This window comes from Streptomyces sp. NPDC048352 (assembly GCF_040651895.1).
Taxonomy (GTDB): domain Bacteria; phylum Actinomycetota; class Actinomycetes; order Streptomycetales; family Streptomycetaceae; genus Streptomyces.
In genome coordinates this window covers 21,154-38,934 of the sequence record NZ_JBEZKZ010000069.1, presented here as the reverse complement: position 1 = coordinate 38,934, position 17,781 = coordinate 21,154, and the positions used below count along the sequence as shown (strand labels likewise).

The 17,781-nt window shown below is 70.7% G+C and carries 16 protein-coding genes and 1 pseudogene; 6 read left to right on the top strand and 11 right to left on the bottom strand.

What is annotated here, in order from left to right:
• Positions 1-131: 131 nt before the first annotated feature.
• The 9 genes and pseudogenes from AB0D45_RS27600 to AB0D45_RS27560 all read right to left on the bottom strand — a co-directional run bounded on the left by AB0D45_RS27600 (position 132) and on the right by AB0D45_RS27560 (position 10,042).
• On the bottom strand, positions 132-530 hold the full coding sequence (locus AB0D45_RS27600; RefSeq protein ID WP_361610875.1) for a cytidine deaminase: 399 nt from the start codon (positions 528-530) through the stop codon (positions 132-134).
• Positions 527-1,789 carry an ABC transporter permease gene (locus tag AB0D45_RS27595; RefSeq protein WP_361610876.1) on the bottom strand — a complete coding sequence of 421 codons (1,263 nt, stop codon included), beginning with the start codon at positions 1,787-1,789 and terminating at the stop codon, positions 527-529. The genes AB0D45_RS27600 and AB0D45_RS27595 overlap by 4 nt, the downstream gene beginning before the upstream one ends.
• The gene (locus AB0D45_RS27590; RefSeq protein ID WP_361610878.1) at positions 1,786-2,901 is read right to left on the bottom strand and encodes an ABC transporter permease; all 1,116 of its coding nucleotides are present in this window, start codon (positions 2,899-2,901) and stop codon (positions 1,786-1,788) included. The genes AB0D45_RS27595 and AB0D45_RS27590 overlap by 4 nt, the downstream gene beginning before the upstream one ends.
• Positions 2,898-4,556: an ABC transporter ATP-binding protein gene (locus tag AB0D45_RS27585; RefSeq protein ID WP_361610880.1), complete on the bottom strand. Its 1,659-nt coding sequence runs from the start codon at positions 4,554-4,556 to the stop codon at positions 2,898-2,900. The genes AB0D45_RS27590 and AB0D45_RS27585 overlap by 4 nt, the downstream gene beginning before the upstream one ends.
• A 270-nt stretch (positions 4,557-4,826) precedes the next feature.
• Entirely contained in the window at positions 4,827-5,891 is a 1,065-nt protein-coding gene (locus tag AB0D45_RS27580) for a BMP family ABC transporter substrate-binding protein (RefSeq protein ID WP_362463869.1), read from the bottom strand.
• A gap of 230 nt (positions 5,892-6,121) precedes the next feature.
• Positions 6,122-7,366, bottom strand: a complete 1,245-nt coding sequence (locus tag AB0D45_RS27575; protein WP_362463876.1) for an amidohydrolase — start codon at positions 7,364-7,366, stop codon at positions 6,122-6,124.
• A 158-nt stretch (positions 7,367-7,524) separates the two neighbouring features.
• Positions 7,525-7,710 (bottom strand): annotated as a pseudogene (locus AB0D45_RS27570) (hypothetical protein); the annotation flags it as partial.
• 40 nt (positions 7,711-7,750) lie between these two features.
• Positions 7,751-8,401 carry a leucine efflux protein LeuE gene (gene leuE, locus AB0D45_RS27565; protein ID WP_362463866.1) on the bottom strand — a complete coding sequence of 217 codons (651 nt, stop codon included), beginning with the start codon at positions 8,399-8,401 and terminating at the stop codon, positions 7,751-7,753.
• A 45-nt stretch (positions 8,402-8,446) separates the two neighbouring features.
• Positions 8,447-10,042 (bottom strand): methylmalonyl-CoA mutase family protein, encoded by a 1,596-nt coding sequence (locus tag AB0D45_RS27560; RefSeq protein ID WP_362463863.1) that lies wholly within the window; start codon positions 10,040-10,042, stop codon positions 8,447-8,449.
• 163 nt (positions 10,043-10,205) lie between these two features.
• On the opposite strand from AB0D45_RS27560, the gene AB0D45_RS27555 reads away from it, so the two are divergent.
• A complete protein-coding gene (locus tag AB0D45_RS27555) occupies positions 10,206-11,090 on the top strand; it encodes a L,D-transpeptidase family protein (RefSeq protein WP_362463860.1) in 885 nt (294 codons plus the stop codon).
• A 273-nt stretch (positions 11,091-11,363) separates the two neighbouring features.
• Here the strand turns inward: AB0D45_RS27555 and AB0D45_RS27550 are convergent, their stop codons facing one another.
• Positions 11,364-12,374, bottom strand: a complete 1,011-nt coding sequence (locus AB0D45_RS27550) for a hypothetical protein (RefSeq protein WP_362463857.1) — start codon at positions 12,372-12,374, stop codon at positions 11,364-11,366.
• Positions 12,374-13,123 carry an RNA polymerase sigma factor gene (locus AB0D45_RS27545; protein WP_361601388.1) on the bottom strand — a complete coding sequence of 250 codons (750 nt, stop codon included), beginning with the start codon at positions 13,121-13,123 and terminating at the stop codon, positions 12,374-12,376. Before AB0D45_RS27545 ends, AB0D45_RS27550 begins: the two co-directional genes overlap by 1 nt.
• Positions 13,124-13,484: 361 nt before the next feature.
• Between AB0D45_RS27545 and AB0D45_RS27540 the strand changes: the two genes are divergently transcribed.
• From AB0D45_RS27540 to AB0D45_RS27520, 5 genes are all read left to right on the top strand, one after another.
• Positions 13,485-14,105 carry a 2-oxo-4-hydroxy-4-carboxy-5-ureidoimidazoline decarboxylase gene (locus AB0D45_RS27540; protein ID WP_361601312.1) on the top strand — a complete coding sequence of 207 codons (621 nt, stop codon included), beginning with the start codon at positions 13,485-13,487 and terminating at the stop codon, positions 14,103-14,105.
• 152 nt (positions 14,106-14,257) lie between these two features.
• Complete coding sequence (gene sdhC / locus AB0D45_RS27535) at positions 14,258-14,638, top strand: succinate dehydrogenase, cytochrome b556 subunit (RefSeq protein WP_361601315.1); 381 nt, start codon at positions 14,258-14,260, stop codon at positions 14,636-14,638.
• Between the two features lie 5 nt (positions 14,639-14,643).
• Positions 14,644-15,126, top strand: a complete 483-nt coding sequence (locus tag AB0D45_RS27530) for a succinate dehydrogenase hydrophobic membrane anchor subunit (RefSeq protein WP_267033120.1) — start codon at positions 14,644-14,646, stop codon at positions 15,124-15,126.
• A 24-nt stretch (positions 15,127-15,150) separates the two neighbouring features.
• On the top strand, positions 15,151-16,905 hold the full coding sequence (gene sdhA / locus AB0D45_RS27525; RefSeq protein WP_361601318.1) for a succinate dehydrogenase flavoprotein subunit: 1,755 nt from the start codon (positions 15,151-15,153) through the stop codon (positions 16,903-16,905).
• The gene (locus AB0D45_RS27520) at positions 16,905-17,663 is read left to right on the top strand and encodes a succinate dehydrogenase iron-sulfur subunit (RefSeq protein ID WP_007266035.1); all 759 of its coding nucleotides are present in this window, start codon (positions 16,905-16,907) and stop codon (positions 17,661-17,663) included. The genes sdhA and AB0D45_RS27520 overlap by 1 nt, the downstream gene beginning before the upstream one ends.
• Positions 17,664-17,781: the final 118 nt, after the last annotated feature.

Sequence of the window (17,781 nt, the reverse complement as noted above, 5' to 3'; positions counted from 1 at the left end):
CACCTGACAACCCAAACCATGTGCTTTTCCCGCTTTTAAAGTTGTTGTTTTTGCTTATCTGTTTGTGCCCCGGGGCGGCCGGGGGGGGGGGGGCGCCCCCGGAGGGGCGGGGGGGGGGGCCGTCGCTACGGCTATCTCAGGTGGTCGGGCCCGAAGGCCTGCGGCAGCATCGCGCTCAGCGGCAGGATGCCGTCCGGCGTCTCCACCAGCAGGTCCGGGCCGCCGAACTCGTACAGCAGCTGCCGGCAGCGCCCGCACGGGACGAGGACCTCGCCCTTGCCGTCCACGCACGTGAAGTGGGTGAGACGGCCGCCGCCGGTGGCCTGGAGGGAGGAGACCAGGCCGCACTCGGCGCACAGGCCGAGTCCGTAGCTGGCGTTCTCGACGTTGCACCCGGTCACGACCCGGCCGTCGTCCACCAGGGCGGCGACCCCGACGGGGAAGCCCGAGTAGGGGGCGTACGCCCGGGTCATCGCCGCCCGGGCGGCCGTGCGCAGGGCTTCCCAGTCCACCGTCGGGTCCGCGGTCACTTGCCCTGGCCCTTGCGGTACGGCATTCCGTCCGCCTTCGGCATCCGCAGGCGCTGCGCCGACAGCGCGAGCACCAGCAGCGTCGTCACGTACGGGGCGGCGTCCACGAACTGGCTGGGCACCTGGTCGGTGGCCGCGTACCAGGCGAACAGCCCGGCGGCGCAGACCGCGGCGATGCCGGCCTGGAGGTACTTCTTCTTGTAGAGCTGCCAGCCGACGGAGAGCACCAGCAGGATGGCGACCAGGAGCAGCATCGCGTGGACGTTCTCGGCACCGCCGCGCAGCTTGAGGCTGTCGGTGAAGCCGAACAGGCCCGCGCCCAGCGCCATGCCGCCCGGCATCCAGTTGCCGAAGATCATCGCGGCGAGGCCGATGTAGCCGCGGCCGCCGGTCTGGCCTTCCTGGTAGATGCCGGTGGAGACGATCGCGAGGAAGGCGCCGCCGAGGCCCGCCAGACCGCCGGAGACGATCACGGCGATGTACTTGTACTTGTAGACGTTCACGCCGAGGGACTCCGCCGCGACCGGGTTCTCACCGCAGGAGCGCAGGCGCAGGCCGAAGGCGGTGCGCCACAGCACCCACCAGGTGGCCGGGATCAGCAGGACGGCGACGACCGTCAGCAGCGACAGGTGCGTGACCAGGCCGCCGAGGATGCCGGCGACGTCCGAGAGCAGGAACCAGTGCTTGGCCTGGAGGCTGTCCAGGCCGCTGGAGAGTCCCGGGATGGTGATCTCGGTGATGGACTCGATGCGCGGGGACTGCTTGGAGGAGCCGCCCTCCGCCTTGTCGAAGGTGAAGTTCGACAGGTACTGGGTGAAGCCCGTCGCGAGGATGGTGACCGCCACACCGGAGACGATGTGGTTGACGTTGAAGGTGACGGTGATGATCGCGTGCAGCAGGCCGCCGATGGCGCCGCCGACGATGCCCATCACGACACCGGTCCAGGGGCCCCACTGGTAGCCGGCCCAGGCACCGAACCAGGTGCCGAGGATCATCATGCCTTCGAGGCCGATGTTGACCACGCCGGCCCGCTCGGCCCACAGGCCGCCGAGGCCCGCGAGGCCGATGGGCACGGCGAGCTGGAGGGCGCCGGAGACCTGGCCGACGGAGGTCAGGTCGTTGGCGCCGGAGATGACCCGGACCAGCGAGACCAGCGCGAGGCCGCCCGCGATGATCAGCAGGATCCAGGGCAGGGTGAGCTTGCGGCGGCCGCCGGGGGCGGGCGCCGCTTTCGTCGCGGAAACGGTGCTGGCGCTCACGCCGCGACCTCCTTCTCGGTCTTGATGGCGTGGCCGGCGGCCAGCTCCTCGCCGACCTTCTGCTGCTGGCGGCGGATGCCGTAGCGGCGGACGAGCTCGTAGCTGACGACCACGGCGACCACGATCAGGCCCTTCATGATCGTGCCGATTTCCTTGGCGTAGCCGGCGGTGTCGAGGCCCGCGGACGCCTTGTCGATGAAGGCGATCAGCAGCGCGGCGAAGAAGATGCCGACCGGGTTGTTGCGGCCGAGCAGCGCAATGGTGATGCCGGTGAAGCCGATGCCCGCCGGGAAGGACAGGTTGTACGTGTGGGACTCGCCCAGCAGCAGCGGCATGGAGACCAGGCCGGCGACGGCGCCCGAGATGAGCATCGACGTCATGATCATCTTCTTGGCGTCCACACCGGAGGCCTGGGCGGCGGACTCGCTGGCGCCGGTGGCGCGCAGGTCGAAGCCGAAGCGGGTGCGGTTGAGCACGAACCAGTAGACGATGCCCAGCGCGAAGGCGATGAAGGTGAAGCCGTAGATCTCCAGGCCGTCACCGAGCGAGACGGCCGGGAACCAGCCGGACTCCGGGATGTCACCGGTGGTCAGGTCGTTGGAGCCGGCCGGCTGGACGCCGAGGTTCTTGGGGAGGATCAGCCAGGCGATCAGCGCGGTCGCGATGGCGTTGAGCATGATCGTGGAGACGACCTCGCTCACGCCCCGCTTGGCCTTGAGGATGCCCGCGATACCGGACCAGAAGGCGCCGACGAGCATCGCGACGAGCACGATCACCAGGATGTGCAGCGGGCCGGGCAGCGTCACCGCCGCGCCGACCAGGGCGCTCACCATCGCGGCGAGGCGGTACTGGCCGTCCACACCGATGTTGAAGAGGTTCATCCGGAAGCCGATGGCGACGGCCAGGGCTGCCAGGTAGTACGTGCCGGCCTGGTTCACGATGAGGACCTGCACGTCCTCGTAGCCGGACTGTTCGATCATGATGCGCAGCGGCTCGATCGGGTCGACGCCCGAGGCGGCCAGCACGATCATGCTGAGTACGAAGGCGCTGATCAGTGCCAGCGCCGGGCCGGCGAAGCCGAGAAGCAGCCGGTCCTTGTCGAATTTCTTCATCGGGCCTCGTCCTCCGTCGTGTCGCCGTCGACCTCGGCGGAGTGGTCGTCATGGGCTTCCAGGTGCCCGGTGGCGGCGCCGGTCATGGCGGTGCCGAGCTCCTCGGGGGTGATCGTCGCCGGGTCGGCGTCCGCGACCAGGCGGCCGCGGTAGATGACGCGCAGCGTGTCGGACAGGCCGATCAGCTCGTCCAGGTCGGCGGAGATCAGCAGGACGGCGAGGCCCTCGCGGCGGGCCTCGCGGATCGCGTCCCAGATCTGCGCCTGCGCGCCGACGTCCACGCCGCGGGTGGGGTGGGCGGCGATGAGGAACTTCGGGTTGTGGCTCATCTCGCGGCCGACGATCAGCTTCTGCTGGTTGCCGCCGGAGAGCGAGGCCGCGGTGACGTCGATGCCGGGCGTGCGGACGTCGTACTCGCGCACGATCCGCTCGGTGTCCTTGCGCGCGGCCTTCGGGTCGAGGATGCCGCGCCGGGAGTTGGGCTTCTCGGTGACGTGGCCGAGGATGCGGTTCTCCCACAGCGGGGATTCCAGCAGCAGGCCGTGCCGGTGGCGGTCCTCGGGGATGTAGCCGATGCCGCCCTCGCGGCGCTTGCGCACCGGGGTCCTGGTGATGTCGGTGCCGTCGAGGGTGATGACGCCCGCGTCGGGGGTGATCATGCCCATGAGGGCCTCGATCAGCTCCGTCTGGCCGTTCCCCTCGACACCGGCGATGCCGAGGACCTCGCCCTTGTGGATCGTGAAGGTGATCCCGTCGAGCAGCAGGCGGCCGAGCACCGGGGCCTCGCGCAGGTCGGTGTCGGAGTCGCCGAGGGCGGCCGCGGAGGTCTCGGGGGCGACGACGACGCCGGACTCGACGACGGTGAGGGCGTTGACCTCCAGCATCGGGGTCGTGGTCACCGTGGACTCGCGGGTCTCCGGCGAGGGCAGCTCGGTGCCGACCATCAGCTCGGCGAGCTGCTTGGTCGTGGCGGTCTTCGGGTCGGCGGTGCCGACGGTGGTGCCGCGGCGGATGACGGTGATGTCGTCGGCGACCTTCAGCACCTCGCCCAGCTTGTGCGAGATGAAGATGACCGTGAGGCCCTCCGCCTTGAGCTCGCGCAGGTTGTCGAAGAGCGCGTCCACTTCCTGCGGCACGAGCACGGCGGTCGGCTCGTCGAGGATGAGGGTCTTGGCGCCGCGGTAGAGGACCTTGAGGATCTCCACGCGCTGGCGGTCGGCGACACCGAGGTCCTCGACCAGGGCGTCGGGGCGCACGCCGAGGCCGTACGCGTCCGAGATCTCCTTGATCTTCTTGCGGGCCTTGGAGCCGATGCCGTACAGCTTCTCGCCGCCGAGGACGACGTTCTCCAGGACGGTGAGGTTGTCGGCGAGCATGAAGTGCTGGTGCACCATGCCGATGCCGCGGGCGATGGCCTCGCCGGGGTTGTTGAAGGAGACCTGCTCCCCGTCGATGGCGATGGTGCCCTCGTCCGGCTTCTGCATGCCGTAGAGGATCTTCATCAGGGTCGACTTGCCGGCACCGTTCTCACCGATGAGGGCGTGGACCGTGCCCTTGCGGACGGAGATGGCGATGTCCTTGTTGGCGACGACGCCGGGGAAACGCTTGGTGATGCCGTGCAGTTCTACGGCGAGAGGGGGGCTGGACGCGTTGATGACGCACTCTCCTTGGCGCGGAAGGAGCTGGAAAAGCCGCGTGGACGGCAGGGGCGGGGACAGGGCGAGGATCGGCCGGGCGGGTGGGCGGGAGTCGGACGGTATCGCGTCCACGATGCCTCTACGCGCGTAGCACTGTCGGAAGTGAAAACTTGCGGCCAACTGGCCACACGTCGTCACGGACCTGGGGGGAAGACGCGGCTCGGGGTCCGGGAGCGGTAGAGACCGCTCCCGGACCCCGGAGACCGCGACGAGACGTCAGACGGGCCGTTACGGCGTGGTCTTGACGGTGATCTTCTTCGCGATGATGTCGGCCTTGGCCTTGTCCACCGCGGCGATCAGCTCGGCGTTGTTCTTGTACTCCGGGTTGGAGTCGGCCAGGCCGACGCCGTCCTTGTCCAGACCGTAGCGGACCTCACCGCTCTCCGGCTTGCCGTCCTTGACCGACTTGATCAGGTTGTAGACGGAGTCGGAGACGTCCTTGGTGACCGAGGTCAGGATCTTGTCCTTGTACTTCGACAGACCGGCCTGGTTGTACTGGTCGGAGTCGACACCGATGGCCCACTTGCCGGAGGTCGCGGCGGCCTCGATGGCGCCCGAGCCGGCGAGGCCGGCGGCGGCGTAGATCACGTCGGCGCCACCGTCGATCTGGCCCTTGGCGGCGGCCTTGCCCAGGTCGGGCTTGGCGAAGCCACCGAAGTCCGGCGGCTGGGAGAGGTACTTGGTCAGTACCTTGGCGTTGGGGTTGGTGTCCTTGACGCCCTGGGTGAAGCCCGCCTCGAACTTCTTGATCAGCGGGACCTCGACACCGCCGATGAAGCCGACCGTGCCGCTCTTCGACGCCTTGGCGGCGGCGACGCCGGCCAGGTAGGAGCCCTGCTCCTCGTTGAAGACCAGGTTGGCGATGTTCTTGTCGGTCACCGAGGTGTCGTCGATGATGCCGAAGGTGGTCTTCGGGAACTTCGCGGCGACCTTCTTGATGGCCGGGGCGTACGAGAAGCCGACGCCGATGACCGGGTTGTTGCCCTTGCGGGCCAGCTCGGTGAGGCGCTGGACCTTGTCGGCCTCGCTCTCGCCCTCGGTGGGCTCCGCCTCGGCGCCCTTGATCTTCAGGTCCTTCTCGGCCTTCTCGAGGCCCGCGTAGGCGGCGTCGTTGAACGACTGGTCGCCACGGCCGCCGATGTCGTACGCGATGGCCGCGCCCGCGGAGGAGGCGCTGGCGCTGCCGTCGGCGGAGGGGCTGTCCGAGGACTTCTTTCCGCCACAGGCGGTGGCCGAGAGGGCCAGCGCCGCGGACGCGATGCCCACGGTGGCGATCCTGGTGATCCGGCGCAAGGGGAGGCTCCTTCAAAACCTGACCGAAGCGCCACGACCGGCGCTGGTTTCGCGGCGATCGTAACGCGCGTAGATGTCAGTTAAAGGCCCGTTCATGAGTCGTTATCGGATCGACGCGAACCGGACAGTGACCGATCGGTAACAGGACGACCGTCCGGCCCTTGTGTACCAAGGGCCGGACGCCGCCGACGGCCGACCCGCCGGTGCTGTATGGAGCTTTACCCGATCTTTTACGCGACGGGTCCGTTGCGGCGGCCGTCGAGGAGTGCGGCGGCCGTGAAGAACTCCACGCCGTAGCCGATCGCGGACTCGTCGACGTCGAAGTCGCCCCGGTGCAGGTCCCGCTTGGCGGTGTCGCCGGGCCGGCGGACGCCCAGCCGGGCCATGGCCCCGGGCACGTGCTCCAGGTACCAGGAGAAGTCCTCGCCGCCGAGGCTCTGCTCGGTGTCCTCGACCGACTCCGGCCCGCGCCGGGCGCCCATGGCCTCGCGGAGCAGCTCGGTGACCACCGGGTCGTTCACCACGGGCGGCACCCCGCGCACGTGGTTGATCTCGAACTTGGCGCCGTGCATCGTCGCGACCTCGTCGATCGCCGCGTGGATCATGTCGGGCGCCTCGTACCAGGCGTTGAGGTCCAGGCAGCGCACCGTGCCGGACAGCTCGGCGTGCATCGGGACGACGTTGCAGGCGTGTCCGGACTCGATCCGGCCCCAGGTGACGGACATGCCGGAGCGGGCGTCCATCCGGCGGGCCAGCAGGGCCGGCACGTCGACCGCGACGCGCGCGGCGGCCGTGACCATGTCGGTGGTCAGGTGGGGGCGGGCGGTGTGGCCGCCCGGGCCGGAGAGGGTGACCTCCAGGCGGTCGCAGGCCGAGGTGATCGGGCCGGGCCGCAGCCCGATCATGCCCGCGTCGACCCGGGGGTCGCAGTGGACCGCGATGATCTTGCCGACGCCGTCCAGCACGTCGGACTCGATGGCCTCGGTCGCCCCTCCCGGCAGCACCTCCTCGGCGGGCTGGAACAGCAGCCGCACGGGCCGGGGCAGCAGGCCCTGGCGGTCGAGGTCGGCGAGCACCAGGCCGGCGCCGAGGACGACGGCGGTGTGGACGTCGTGGCCGCAGGCGTGCGCCCGGTCGGGGTAGGTGGAGCGGTACGAGACGTGCGTCTTGGCGTCCGGGATGGGCAGGGCGTCGATGTCCGCGCGCAGGGCCAGCATCGGCCGCCCCCCGTCCCAGGTGCCGACGTCACAGATCAGCCCGGTGCCGGACTTCAGGACGCGCGGCCGCAGCCCGGCCTGCTCCAGCCGGGCCTTGATCGCCGCGGTGGTGCGGAACTCCTGGTGTCCTAGCTCGGGGTGCATGTGCAAGTCCCGGCGGAAAGCGATCAGTTCGGCACGCAGCCGGTCCGGCAGCTTGCCGGGCAGCTCGGGCCGGGCAGGCTTGCCGGGCAGGGCGGTCTGGGGCTCGCGGGACATCAACTGGTTCACCCGTTGAAGGGTAGGCGCACGGATGGGTCAACTGTCCGGAGATCACCAAAAGTTCATGCCCTTAGGGGAAAGAAAAGCGACCTCTGGACGCATGAGCGGTTGCAGCGGGGGGTAAACTCGCGCGCTCATCCGGCCGCCGGGGCGGTTCACCGACACCGCCCGTGGGGTGCGCGGACCGCCCCTCGGGCCCGGGGCGGGGCGCCGGGGGCGGGCCGGGCGGGGTCGATACCGCATACGGCCACCGTCACGCCAGTGCCGGTCAGTGCGTACGGCAGCGTGTGGACGACCGTGGACGGAAAGCTGACGATCGTACGGCCGACCGGGCCCCGACGGACGGTCAGCGAGGCCGGACCGCGGGGCCGGTGCGCCCGGTCAGCCGACCGCGAGCTTGGCGGCGAAGCCGAGGAAGATCACGCCGGCCGCCGAGGTCGCCCCGGCCGAGAGCCGCTTGCGGCGGCGGAAGGCGGCGGACAGGCGGGTGCCGGCGAAGATCAGCGTGGACAGGTAGAGGAGGCTGATCAGCTGGGAGACCGTTCCGAGCAGCAGGAACGACAGCGCCGGGTAGGCGTACCCGGGGTCGACGAACTGCACGAAGAACGACAGCAGGAAGAGGATCGCCTTCGGGTTGAACAGGCTGACCAGCAGCGCCCGCCGGTAGGGCCGCTCGGCCGCGCCGGCCGGCTCCTCCCCCGCCACGGGCTCCTCGTGGCGGTCCCCGCGGGTGCGCCACATCCCCCAGGCGGCCCGCATCATCCCCACGGCCAGCCAGCCGAGGTACCCGACGCCGAGCACCTTGACCGCGGTGAACAGCACCGGGCTCGCCTGGAGCAGCGCGCCCGCGCCCACCGCCGCGAGCACCATCAGCACGGTGTCCCCGGTGAACACCCCGCAGGCGGCCTTGTAGCCCTCCGCGATCCCGCGCCGGGAGGCGACGGAGAGCACGTACAGCGAGTTCGGCCCCGGCAGCAGCACGATCAGGACGACGGCGACGAGATACGTAGGAAGATCTGGCACACCCAGCATGAGCAGGAGTGTCCCATGAGGACACACCTGTCGCGCCAGTCGGTTTCAGTGACCGGAACCGGACGGTTCGTAGCCGCCCCAGACCTCCCGCAGCACCCCGCACACCTCCCCCACCGTGGCCCGTGCCCGCAGGGCCTCCTTCATCGGGTAGAGGACGTTGTCCCGCGTCCCGGCCGCCGCCTCCCGCAGCGCGGCCAGCGCCCCGGCCACCGCCCGCCCGTCCCGCTCCGCCCTCAGCCGCTCCAGGGCGGCGCACTGCCGGGCCTCGATGGCCGGGTCGACGCGCAGCGGCTCGTAGCGCTCCTCCCGTTCCAGGGCGAAGCGGTTGACCCCGACCACGACCCGCTCCCCGCTCTCCTGCTCCCGCGCGATGCGGTAGGCGTTGGCCTCGATCTCCTCCTTCTGGAATCCGGCCTCGATCGCCGCGACCGCCCCGCCCATGTCCTCGACCCGTCGCATGAGCGCGAGCGCGGCCGCCTCCACCTCGTCCGTCAGGCGCTCCACCGCGTACGACCCGGCGAAGGGGTCGACCGTCAGCGGCACGTCCGTCTCGTACGCCAGCACCTGCTGGGTGCGCAGCGCGAGCCGGGCCGCCTTCTCCGTCGGCAGCGCGATGGCCTCGTCGAAGGAGTTGGTGTGCAGCGACTGGGTGCCGCCCAGCACGGCGGACAGCGCCTGCACGGCCACGCGTACGAGGTTCAGTTCGGGCTGCTGCGCCGTCAGCTGCACCCCGGCCGTCTGGGTGTGGAAGCGCAGCATCAGCGACCTGGGGTCCCGGGCTCCGAACTCCTCGCGCATCACCCGGGCCCAGATCCGCCGGGCGGCACGGAACTTGGCCACCTCCTCCAGGAGCGTGGTCCGGGCGACGAAGAAGAAGGACAGCCGGGGCGCGAACTCGTCGACGGCCATCCCGGCGGCGAGCGCCGTGCGGACGTAGGCGATCGCGTCGGCCAGGGTGAAGGCGATCTCCTGCACGGGCGAGGCCCCGGCTTCCGCCATGTGGTAGCCGGAGACGGAGATGGTGTTCCACTTGGGGACCTCCTCGCGGCAGTAGCGGAAGGTGTCGGCGGTCAGCCGCAAGGAGGGGCCGGGCGGGAAGATGTAGGTCCCGCGCGCGATGTACTCCTTCAGGACGTCGTTCTGCACGGTGCCCGTCAGCTGCCCGCCCGTGATGCCCTGTTCCTCCGCGACCAGCTGGTACATCAGGAGCAGCAGCGCGGCCGGGGCGTTGATGGTCATCGAGGTGGACACCCGGTCGAGGGGGATGCCGGCCAGCAGCACCCGCATGTCCTCGACCGAGTCGACGGCGACGCCGACCTTGCCGACCTCCCCGTGCGCGAGCGGGGCGTCGGAGTCGTGCCCCATCTGGGTGGGCAGGTCGAAGGCCACGGACAGCCCGGTCCCGCCGCCCTCGATGAGCGCCCGGTAGCGGGCGTTGGACTCGGCGGCCGTGCCGAATCCGGCGTACTGGCGCATGGTCCAGGGCCGGCCGGTGTACATCGTGGGGTGGATCCCCCTGGTGAAGGGGTACTCCCCGGGGCTGCCGAGGCGCTCCTCGGGATCCCAGCCCGTCAGGTCGCCGGGACCGTACACCGGTTCGACGGGGATGCCGCTCTCGGTGCGTGCGGTGGAACGGGCCATGAGGAACCCTCCGTGTCCGTGGAGCCGACGGGCCCGGGGGCTGGTACAACCGAGCCCGCGACGGCCGCTGGTCACAATGGGGCAACATCGCGCGTTCGTCCGCAACTGTCCACGCCCGTGAGGCATCACCTAGATACACGACGTTGAACTCGGGGGACCCGCCATGCACCGACAGAGAGCCATCATCCGTACGCTCGGCCTGGCCGCGGCCGTCGCGCTCACCGCGACCGCCTGCGGGCCCCAGGGTTCCGGCGCCGCTCCGGCCGCCCCCTCGGCGCCGCCTGCGGGCAGCTCCCCGGCGGCCTCCCCGTCTGCGGGCGACGACAAGCCCGGCGAGGCGTCGCCTTCCGCGTCGCCCTCGCAGTCCCCGTCCTCGTCGTCCTCGCCGTCGCCCTCGCAGTCGTCCGCTCCGGGCCCCAAGCCGCTCATGGCCAACGGCGACGAGAGCGAGCAGGTCCGCGAGCTCCAGGCGAGGCTGCGCCAGCTCAAGCTGGTGTCGACGGCGCCCACCGCCTTCTACGGCTCGAAGACGACCGCCGCGGTCAGGACGTTCCAGTCGCAGCACGGGCTGGCCGCGACCGGCTCGGTGGACGAGGCCACCTGGCAGAAGGTGCAGGGCCTCAGCCGGAAGCCGACGGACGAGGAGCTGCGCCCGCCGACCACCAACGAGGTGGACGCCCCGGACCCGCGCTGCATGCAGGGCCGGGTGATGTGCATCAGCAAGGAGAGCCGCACCCTCGCCTGGATGATCGACGGCAAGGTCGTCTCCACGATGGACGTGCGCTTCGGGTCGGAGAACACGCCGACCCGCGAGGGCCTCTTCCAGGTGGAGTGGAAGGCGAAGGAGTGGACGTCGACGATCTACCACACGTCGATGCCGTACTCGATGTTCTTCAGCCAGGGCCAGGCCGTGCACTACTCGTCGGACTTCGCGGCCCGCGGCTACGCCGGCGCCTCGCACGGCTGCGTGAACGTCCGGGACAAGGGGAAGCTGTCGGCGCTCTTCGACCAGGTGAAGGTGGGCGACAAGGTCGTCGTCTACTGGTGAGCCGCCGGGCCCGGAGCGGTCGGAAGGAGTGAGGGCGCGGGCAGGGCCGGGGGAACGTGCCCCGCCCGCGCCGGTTGCGCAGAGCCCAGGGGTACGGGGGGAACCCCGGCTCGTGCGCGGCCGATGACCAGTCGGCTCGATACGTACTGCGCCGAGGGGTCGAAAAGTGTTACTGCCCTGCGCGGAGAGCTTGCCGAAACGTTTCCGCAGCTCGTTCCGGCCGCCGTTCAGGCCTTCGTCCGGCCGTCGTTCCGGCGCCTGCGCCGGCCCTCGTCAGCGGGTGCGGAAGCCGAGCGCGCCACCCGTCAGGGAGGACGGCGACGGCAGGGGGGCGCTGCCCTGGTCGGCCCCGCTCTGCGGGAGGCCGCGGGTGGACCCGTCCAGCAGGGTCGCGCAGAAGCGCTGGACCTTGGCGGCCCCGCCGGCCAGCTTCGAGAGGTACTCGCGCCGGTCGTCGGTGAGCTTCTTCGCCCTGTTGTCCCGGCACAGCTCCTCGGGGCGGGGCTTGTCCCGCCCCGTCAGGTCCCTGCCGCCGTCGGTGGTGGCGCCGCCGCTGTCGATGAACCGGTCGTCGCGGCTGCCGTCCGAGCCGGCCGCGCCACCGCCGCCCGCCGTGGCGGTACCGGGCGTGGCCGACGGGCCGGGCGCCGTCCCGGGCTGCGTACGGGAATCCGTGCCCGGGATCCGCGACGCGTCCGGGCTGGACGCGGGGACGTCACCGCCCAGGGACGGGGTCGGCCGCAGCTGCGGGACCAGGGTGGGGCCGGCGGTGTCCCCGGCGGGCTCCGGGTCCGAGTCGGCGCTGACGGAGACCGCCGGGGCGGGACCCGCCGTCAGGTGCGCGGCGCGGTCCAGCAGACCGGCTCCGGCGACGGCCGCGATCCCGCCGACGGCGACGCCGGCCAGCGCGGCCGCCAGCCCGAAGCGGGCGGCCGTGGCGGGGCGCCGCTGCGCGGGGATGCGTACGGGCGGTACGGGGGCCAGGGCGACCAGGGGCTCGTCGGCGCGGCCGGCGCCGGCCGGGCCGGGCTTCGCGGGCGCGCCGGATCCGGCCGCCTGGGCCCCCTCGGCGCGGGCGGCGCGGAAGGCGGCCAGGGCGGCCTCTTCACCGGGCAGCCCGCCCCCGGCGGCGCGGGGCGTCAGGGCGTCGAGGGCGGCACGCAGACGGGCGGCCTCCGCCCGGGCACGCGGGTCGGCGCCCGCTCCGGCCGGGCCGGGTGTTCCTCCGCGCAGCAGCTCGTCCGCCGTGGCCCCGTCCAGCCACGCGTTGTGCTCGTCGGCCATCACATGTCCTTCTGCGTCCGCCAACGTGAATGCGTCACACCGGTTTGCTTCACCAGATCTCCCGCCCGCGCGCGCTGGGCGGGCACCGCGTCGAGATCACGCTCCCGTGCCTGGTCCCCGGCATTATGGCCGACCCGGGCCCGCGGCTCCGCTTCGATTTCCGTCCCGCCCGCCGCACCGGCCGGGCCGGCGGCGCCGAACTCCGCGGTCAGCAGTTCCGCGAGCTTCTTCAGCCCCCGGTGCGCGGCGGTGCGGACCGCGCCGGGGCGCTTGCCCAGGGTCTCGGCCGCGCTCTTGGCGTCCAGGCCCACGACCACCCGTAGGACGACGGCCTCGGCCTGGTCCTGCGGGAGCTGGGCTATCAGCGCCATGGTCCGCCCGGTGGAGAGCGCCTCCATGGCCTCGCCCGCGGTGTCGCTGTCGGCGGCGCGCCCGGTCAGCTCGGTCTCGTCGCCGCCGATGGCGGGTCGGCGGCCGCGCATGCGGATGTGGTCGAGGGCCCGGTTGCGGGCGATGCGGGCGGCCCAGCCGCGGAAGCGGTCGGCGTCCCCGGTGAAGGAGGCGAGGTCGCGGGCGATCTGCAGCCAGGCCTCCGAGGTCACGTCCTCGGCGTCGCCGTCCCCGACGAGCGTGCGCACGTATCCGAGCAGGCGCGGGTGCACGGCGCGGTACACAGTCCGGAACGCGCTCTCGTCGCCGTCCTGTGCCGCGAGCACCGCGGCGGTCAGCTCGGCGTCGTCCCCCAGCAAAGTCCCCAACCCGTTCAACGTCCCTGTACGTGTGGCGCAAATCCGCACGTTACGGCCTACACGCACCTCTCGTCCACGAGTTGTACAACCAGCAACCAAGCCTGCGCGGAGCGGGGTGTGACAGAAAACGCACTCCATACGCTGAGATGGATACGGGCTTGTCGCACGAGTCCGTGACGGATGGCGACCGGGGCCTCTCCTGTGGGGGGTGGCGGCCTCGGTCGCCCTCCCCTTCTCGCGGGTCCCGGCCGGGCTCTTGACCGTTCTTGCGCCGGGTCAAACCTCCTGGCCTCATCCTTTCGGCTCACTTCCGGGTGAAATCCCCGCGCGAGCGGGGCGCGGCCCCTCCGAGATCGCTAGCGTGGCGGCACACCCCGCGCACGCCCCGAGGAGAACTCCGCTGTCCAGCCACCTTCCGGCACAGGTCCGCGGCCCGGCCTCCGCCCCCGGCGCCGGACTGGCGCGATTCAACTGCCTGCCGCCCGAGACCGCCCGCGCGGTCCTGCTGCGCTGCTGCGGCAGCGGGCGCTGGGCCCACCGGGTCGCCGCCCACCGCCCCTACCCGGACACCGCCTCGCTGCTGGCGGCGGCCGACGAGGCCGCGTACGACCTCTCCCAGCGCGACCTCTCCGAGGCACTGGCCCGGGAGTCCTCCGCCGAGCTGGGGCAGGGGGCCCCGTACGCCGCGCTGCTCGCGCTCGACGCGGCGCGGGCGGAGTACGAGCGGACCTTCGGGCACGCCTTCGTGATCTGCCTGGACGGGCATCCACCGGAGGAGCAGGTGGACCAGCTGCTGGCCGCGATCCGCCGCAGGATGGCTCACGAGATCGACGAGGAGCGCTCGATCGCCGCTGACGAACTGCGCCTGGTGACCCGCTCCCGGATGGTCCGGCTGCTGGACGGTCTCGCCGGTGTGCAGCGTCCGAACCCGGACGACGGCCTGTCTGCTGCCGATTTCGGGCTATTTGCCCCTGTGGGATAGCCCGTCCGTGCCTGTTTGATCACACCGGAGGACCCCGGGCGAGGGAACCGACAAAGCGTCGCTACGATGTCCGGGGCCGGTGGACCGTACCCGGCCGGGCCCGACCGACAAAGAAGCCGGCTGGCCCCCGCCCCGCTTCCGGAGGGTTTTCCGTGCCGGCTGGAACGTTGTACCGCGGCCGGGAAGGAATGTGGTCCTGGGTGGCTCATCGAGTCACCGGCGTCCTCATCTTCTTCTTCCTGTTCGTACACGTCCTCGACACCGCTCTCGTCCGCGTCTCCCCCGAGGCGTACGACGATGTCGTGGCTACCTACAAGACCCCGATCGTCGCGCTGCTGGAGTACGGCCTCGTCGCCGCCATCCTCTTCCACGCGCTCAACGGTCTCCGTGTCATCGCCGTGGACTTCTGGTCCAAGGGCCCCCGCCACCAGAAGTCGATGCTCTGGTGGGTCGTGGGCATTTGGGTCCTGCTGATGGGCGGGGCCCTGTACCCCGTACTCGGCCACGCCTACCTCGAACTGTTCGGGAAGTGACACGCATGTCCTCTGACACTTCTTCCGCCAAGGCGATCGGCGACGTGGAGGGCGTTTCCCTCTACGACACCGACAACCCGGCGCCCTACATCGAGGCCCCGCGCAAGCGCACCGGCAAGACCCCGCGCTCGACCCGCGGCAACTTCGAGATGGCCGCATGGCTCTTCATGCGCCTCTCGGGCATCGTGCTGGTCGTCCTGGTCATCGGCCACCTCCTGATCCAGCTGGTGCTGGACGGCGGCGTCTCCAAGATCGGCTTCGCCTTCGTGGCCGGCCGCTGGGCGTCCCCGTTCTGGCAGGTCTGGGACCTGCTGATGCTGTGGCTGGCCATGCTGCACGGCGCCAACGGTCTGCGTACCGTCATCAACGACTACGCGGAGCGCGCCAACACGCGGCTGTGGCTGAAGGGCCTGCTCTACACCGCCACGGTGTTCACCATCCTTCTGGGCACGCTGGTGATCTTCACCTTCGACCCGAACATCCGCTAGGCACGGGCTGAGGCGAATCGACTCATGAAGATCCACAAGTACGACACCGTCATCGTCGGCGCCGGTGGCGCGGGCATGCGCGCCGCCATCGAGGCGACGAAGCGCAGCCGCACCGCCGTGCTGACGAAGCTCTACCCCACCCGCTCCCACACGGGCGCGGCGCAGGGCGGCATGGCCGCCGCCCTGGCCAACGTGGAGGACGACAACTGGGAGTGGCACACCTTCGACACGGTCAAGGGCGGTGACTACCTGGTCGACCAGGACGCCGCCGAGATCCTGGCGAAGGAGGCCATCGACGCGGTCCTCGACCTCGAGAAGATGGGCCTGCCGTTCAACCGCACCCCGGACGGCACCATCGACCAGCGCCGCTTCGGCGGCCACTCCCGCAACCACGGCGAGGCGCCGGTCCGCCGGTCCTGCTACGCCGCGGACCGCACGGGCCACATGATCCTCCAGACGCTGTACCAGAACTGCGTCAAGGAGGGCGTGGAGTTCTTCAACGAGTTCTACGTCCTGGACCAGCTGCTGGTCGAGGAGGACGGCGTCAAGAAGTCGGCCGGTGTGGTCGCGTACGAGCTCGCCACCGGCGAGATCCACGTGTTCCAGGCCAAGGCCGTCATCTACGCCTCCGGCGGCACCGGCAAGTTCTTCAAGGTGACCTCCAACGCGCACACCCTCACGGGTGACGGCCAGGCGGCCTGCTACCGCCGGGGCCTGCCGCTGGAGGACATGGAGTTCTTCCAGTTCCACCCGACGGGCATCTGGCGCATGGGCATCCTGCTGACGGAGGGCGCCCGCGGTGAGGGCGGCATCCTGCGCAACAAGGACGGCGAGCGCTTCATGGAGAAGTACGCGCCGGTCATGAAGGACCTCGCGTCCCGTGACGTCGTCTCGCGCTCCATCTACACGGAGATCCGCGAGGGCCGCGGCTGCGGTCCCGAGGGCGACCACGTGTACCTGGACCTGACCCACCTGCCGCCGGAGCAGCTCGACGCGAAGCTCCCGGACATCACCGAGTTCGCCCGTACGTACCTCGGCATCGAGCCGTACACGGACCCGATCCCGATCCAGCCCACCGCGCACTACGCCATGGGCGGCATCCCGACCAACGTCGAGGGTGAGGTCCTGGCGGACAACACCACCGTCGTACCCGGCCTGTACGCGGCCGGCGAGGTCGCGTGCGTGTCGGTGCACGGCGCGAACCGCCTGGGCACCAACTCCCTGCTGGACATCAACGTCTTCGGCAAGCGCTCCGGTATCGCGGCGGCCGCGTACGCGGCCCAGAACGACTACGTCGAGCTGCCGGAGAACCCGGCGCAGCAGGTCGCCGAGCTCGTCGAGCGGCTGCGCAACTCCACGGGCAAGGAGCGGGTCGCCGAGCTGCGCCTGGAGCTCCAGGAGACGATGGACGCGAACGTGATGGTCTTCCGTACGGAGCAGACCATCAAGACGGCGGTCGAGAAGATCGCCGAGCTGCGCGAGCGCTACAAGAACGTGTCCGTCCAGGACAAGGGCAAGCGCTTCAACACGGACCTGCTGGAGGCCATCGAGCTGGGCAACCTGCTCGACCTGGCCGAGGTCATGGCCGTGTCCGCGCTGGCGCGCAAGGAGTCCCGCGGCGGTCACTACCGCGAGGACTACCCGAACCGCGACGACGTCAACTTCATGCGCCACACCATGGCGTACCGCGAGGTCGGCGCCGACGGCCAGGACTCCGTGCGCCTGGACTACAAGCCCGTCGTCGTCACCCGCTACCAGCCGATGGAGCGTAAGTACTGATGGCCACCCCGACCCTGGACAAGATGGAGGCGGCGGCCGCCGCTTCGCCGTACATCACGGTCACGTTCCGGATCCGCCGCTACAACCCCGAGGTCTCGGCCGAGGCGGAGTGGCAGGACTTCCAGATCGAGATCGACCCGAAGGAGCGCGTGCTCGACGGTCTCCACAAGATCAAGTGGGACCTCGACGGCACGCTGACCTTCCGCCGCTCGTGCGCGCACGGCATCTGCGGCTCCGACGCGATGCGGATCAACGGCAAGAACAGGCTCGCCTGCAAGACGCTGATCAAGGACATCAACCCGGAGAAGCCGATCACCGTCGAGGCCATCAAGGGCCTCACGGTGATGAAGGACCTCGTGGTCGACATGGAGCCCTTCTTCCAGGCGTACCGCGACGTCATGCCGTTCCTGGTCACCAAGGGCAACGAGCCGACGCGTGAGCGCCTGCAGTCCGCCGAGGACCGCGAGCGCTTCGACGACACCACCAAGTGCATCCTGTGCGCCGCGTGCACGTCCTCGTGCCCGGTGTTCTGGAACGACGGCCAGTACTTCGGCCCGGCGGCGATCGTCAACGCCCACCGCTTCATCTTCGACAGCCGTGACGAGGCGGGCGAGCAGCGCCTGGAGATCCTGAACGACAAGGACGGCGTGTGGCGCTGCCGCACGACCTTCAACTGCACCGACGCGTGCCCGCGCGGCATCGAGGTCACGAAGGCGATCCAGGAAGTCAAGCGCGCGCTGATCACCCGCCGCTTCTGATCCCCTTCACGCGCCGGACCCCGTCCGCCGGTCCCCGCCGAGGCCGGTGGACCGCCGAGGCCCGTACCCCTGCCAGGGGTACGGGCCTCGCTCGTGTACGCCGCCCACCGCGGGCGCG

What these genes read in the sequence shown, in the direction of transcription:
- AB0D45_RS27575 (WP_362463876.1), bottom strand. Translation starts at nt 7,366, where the DNA reads ATGTCCCGCGAGCCCCAGACCGCCCTGCCCGGCAAGCCTGCCCGGCCC.
- AB0D45_RS27520 (WP_007266035.1), top strand. Translation starts at nt 16,905, where the DNA reads ATGGCCACCCCGACCCTGGACAAGATGGAGGCGGCGGCCGCCGCTTCG.
- AB0D45_RS27550 (WP_362463857.1), bottom strand. Translation starts at nt 12,374, where the DNA reads ATGGCCGACGAGCACAACGCGTGGCTGGACGGGGCCACGGCGGACGAG.
- AB0D45_RS27555 (WP_362463860.1), top strand. Translation starts at nt 10,206, where the DNA reads ATGCACCGACAGAGAGCCATCATCCGTACGCTCGGCCTGGCCGCGGCC.
- leuE (WP_362463866.1), bottom strand. Translation starts at nt 8,401, where the DNA reads ATGCTGGGTGTGCCAGATCTTCCTACGTATCTCGTCGCCGTCGTCCTG.
- AB0D45_RS27590 (WP_361610878.1), bottom strand. Translation starts at nt 2,901, where the DNA reads ATGAAGAAATTCGACAAGGACCGGCTGCTTCTCGGCTTCGCCGGCCCG.
- sdhA (WP_361601318.1), top strand. Translation starts at nt 15,151, where the DNA reads ATGAAGATCCACAAGTACGACACCGTCATCGTCGGCGCCGGTGGCGCG.
- AB0D45_RS27560 (WP_362463863.1), bottom strand. Translation starts at nt 10,042, where the DNA reads ATGGCCCGTTCCACCGCACGCACCGAGAGCGGCATCCCCGTCGAACCG.
- AB0D45_RS27530 (WP_267033120.1), top strand. Translation starts at nt 14,644, where the DNA reads ATGTCCTCTGACACTTCTTCCGCCAAGGCGATCGGCGACGTGGAGGGC.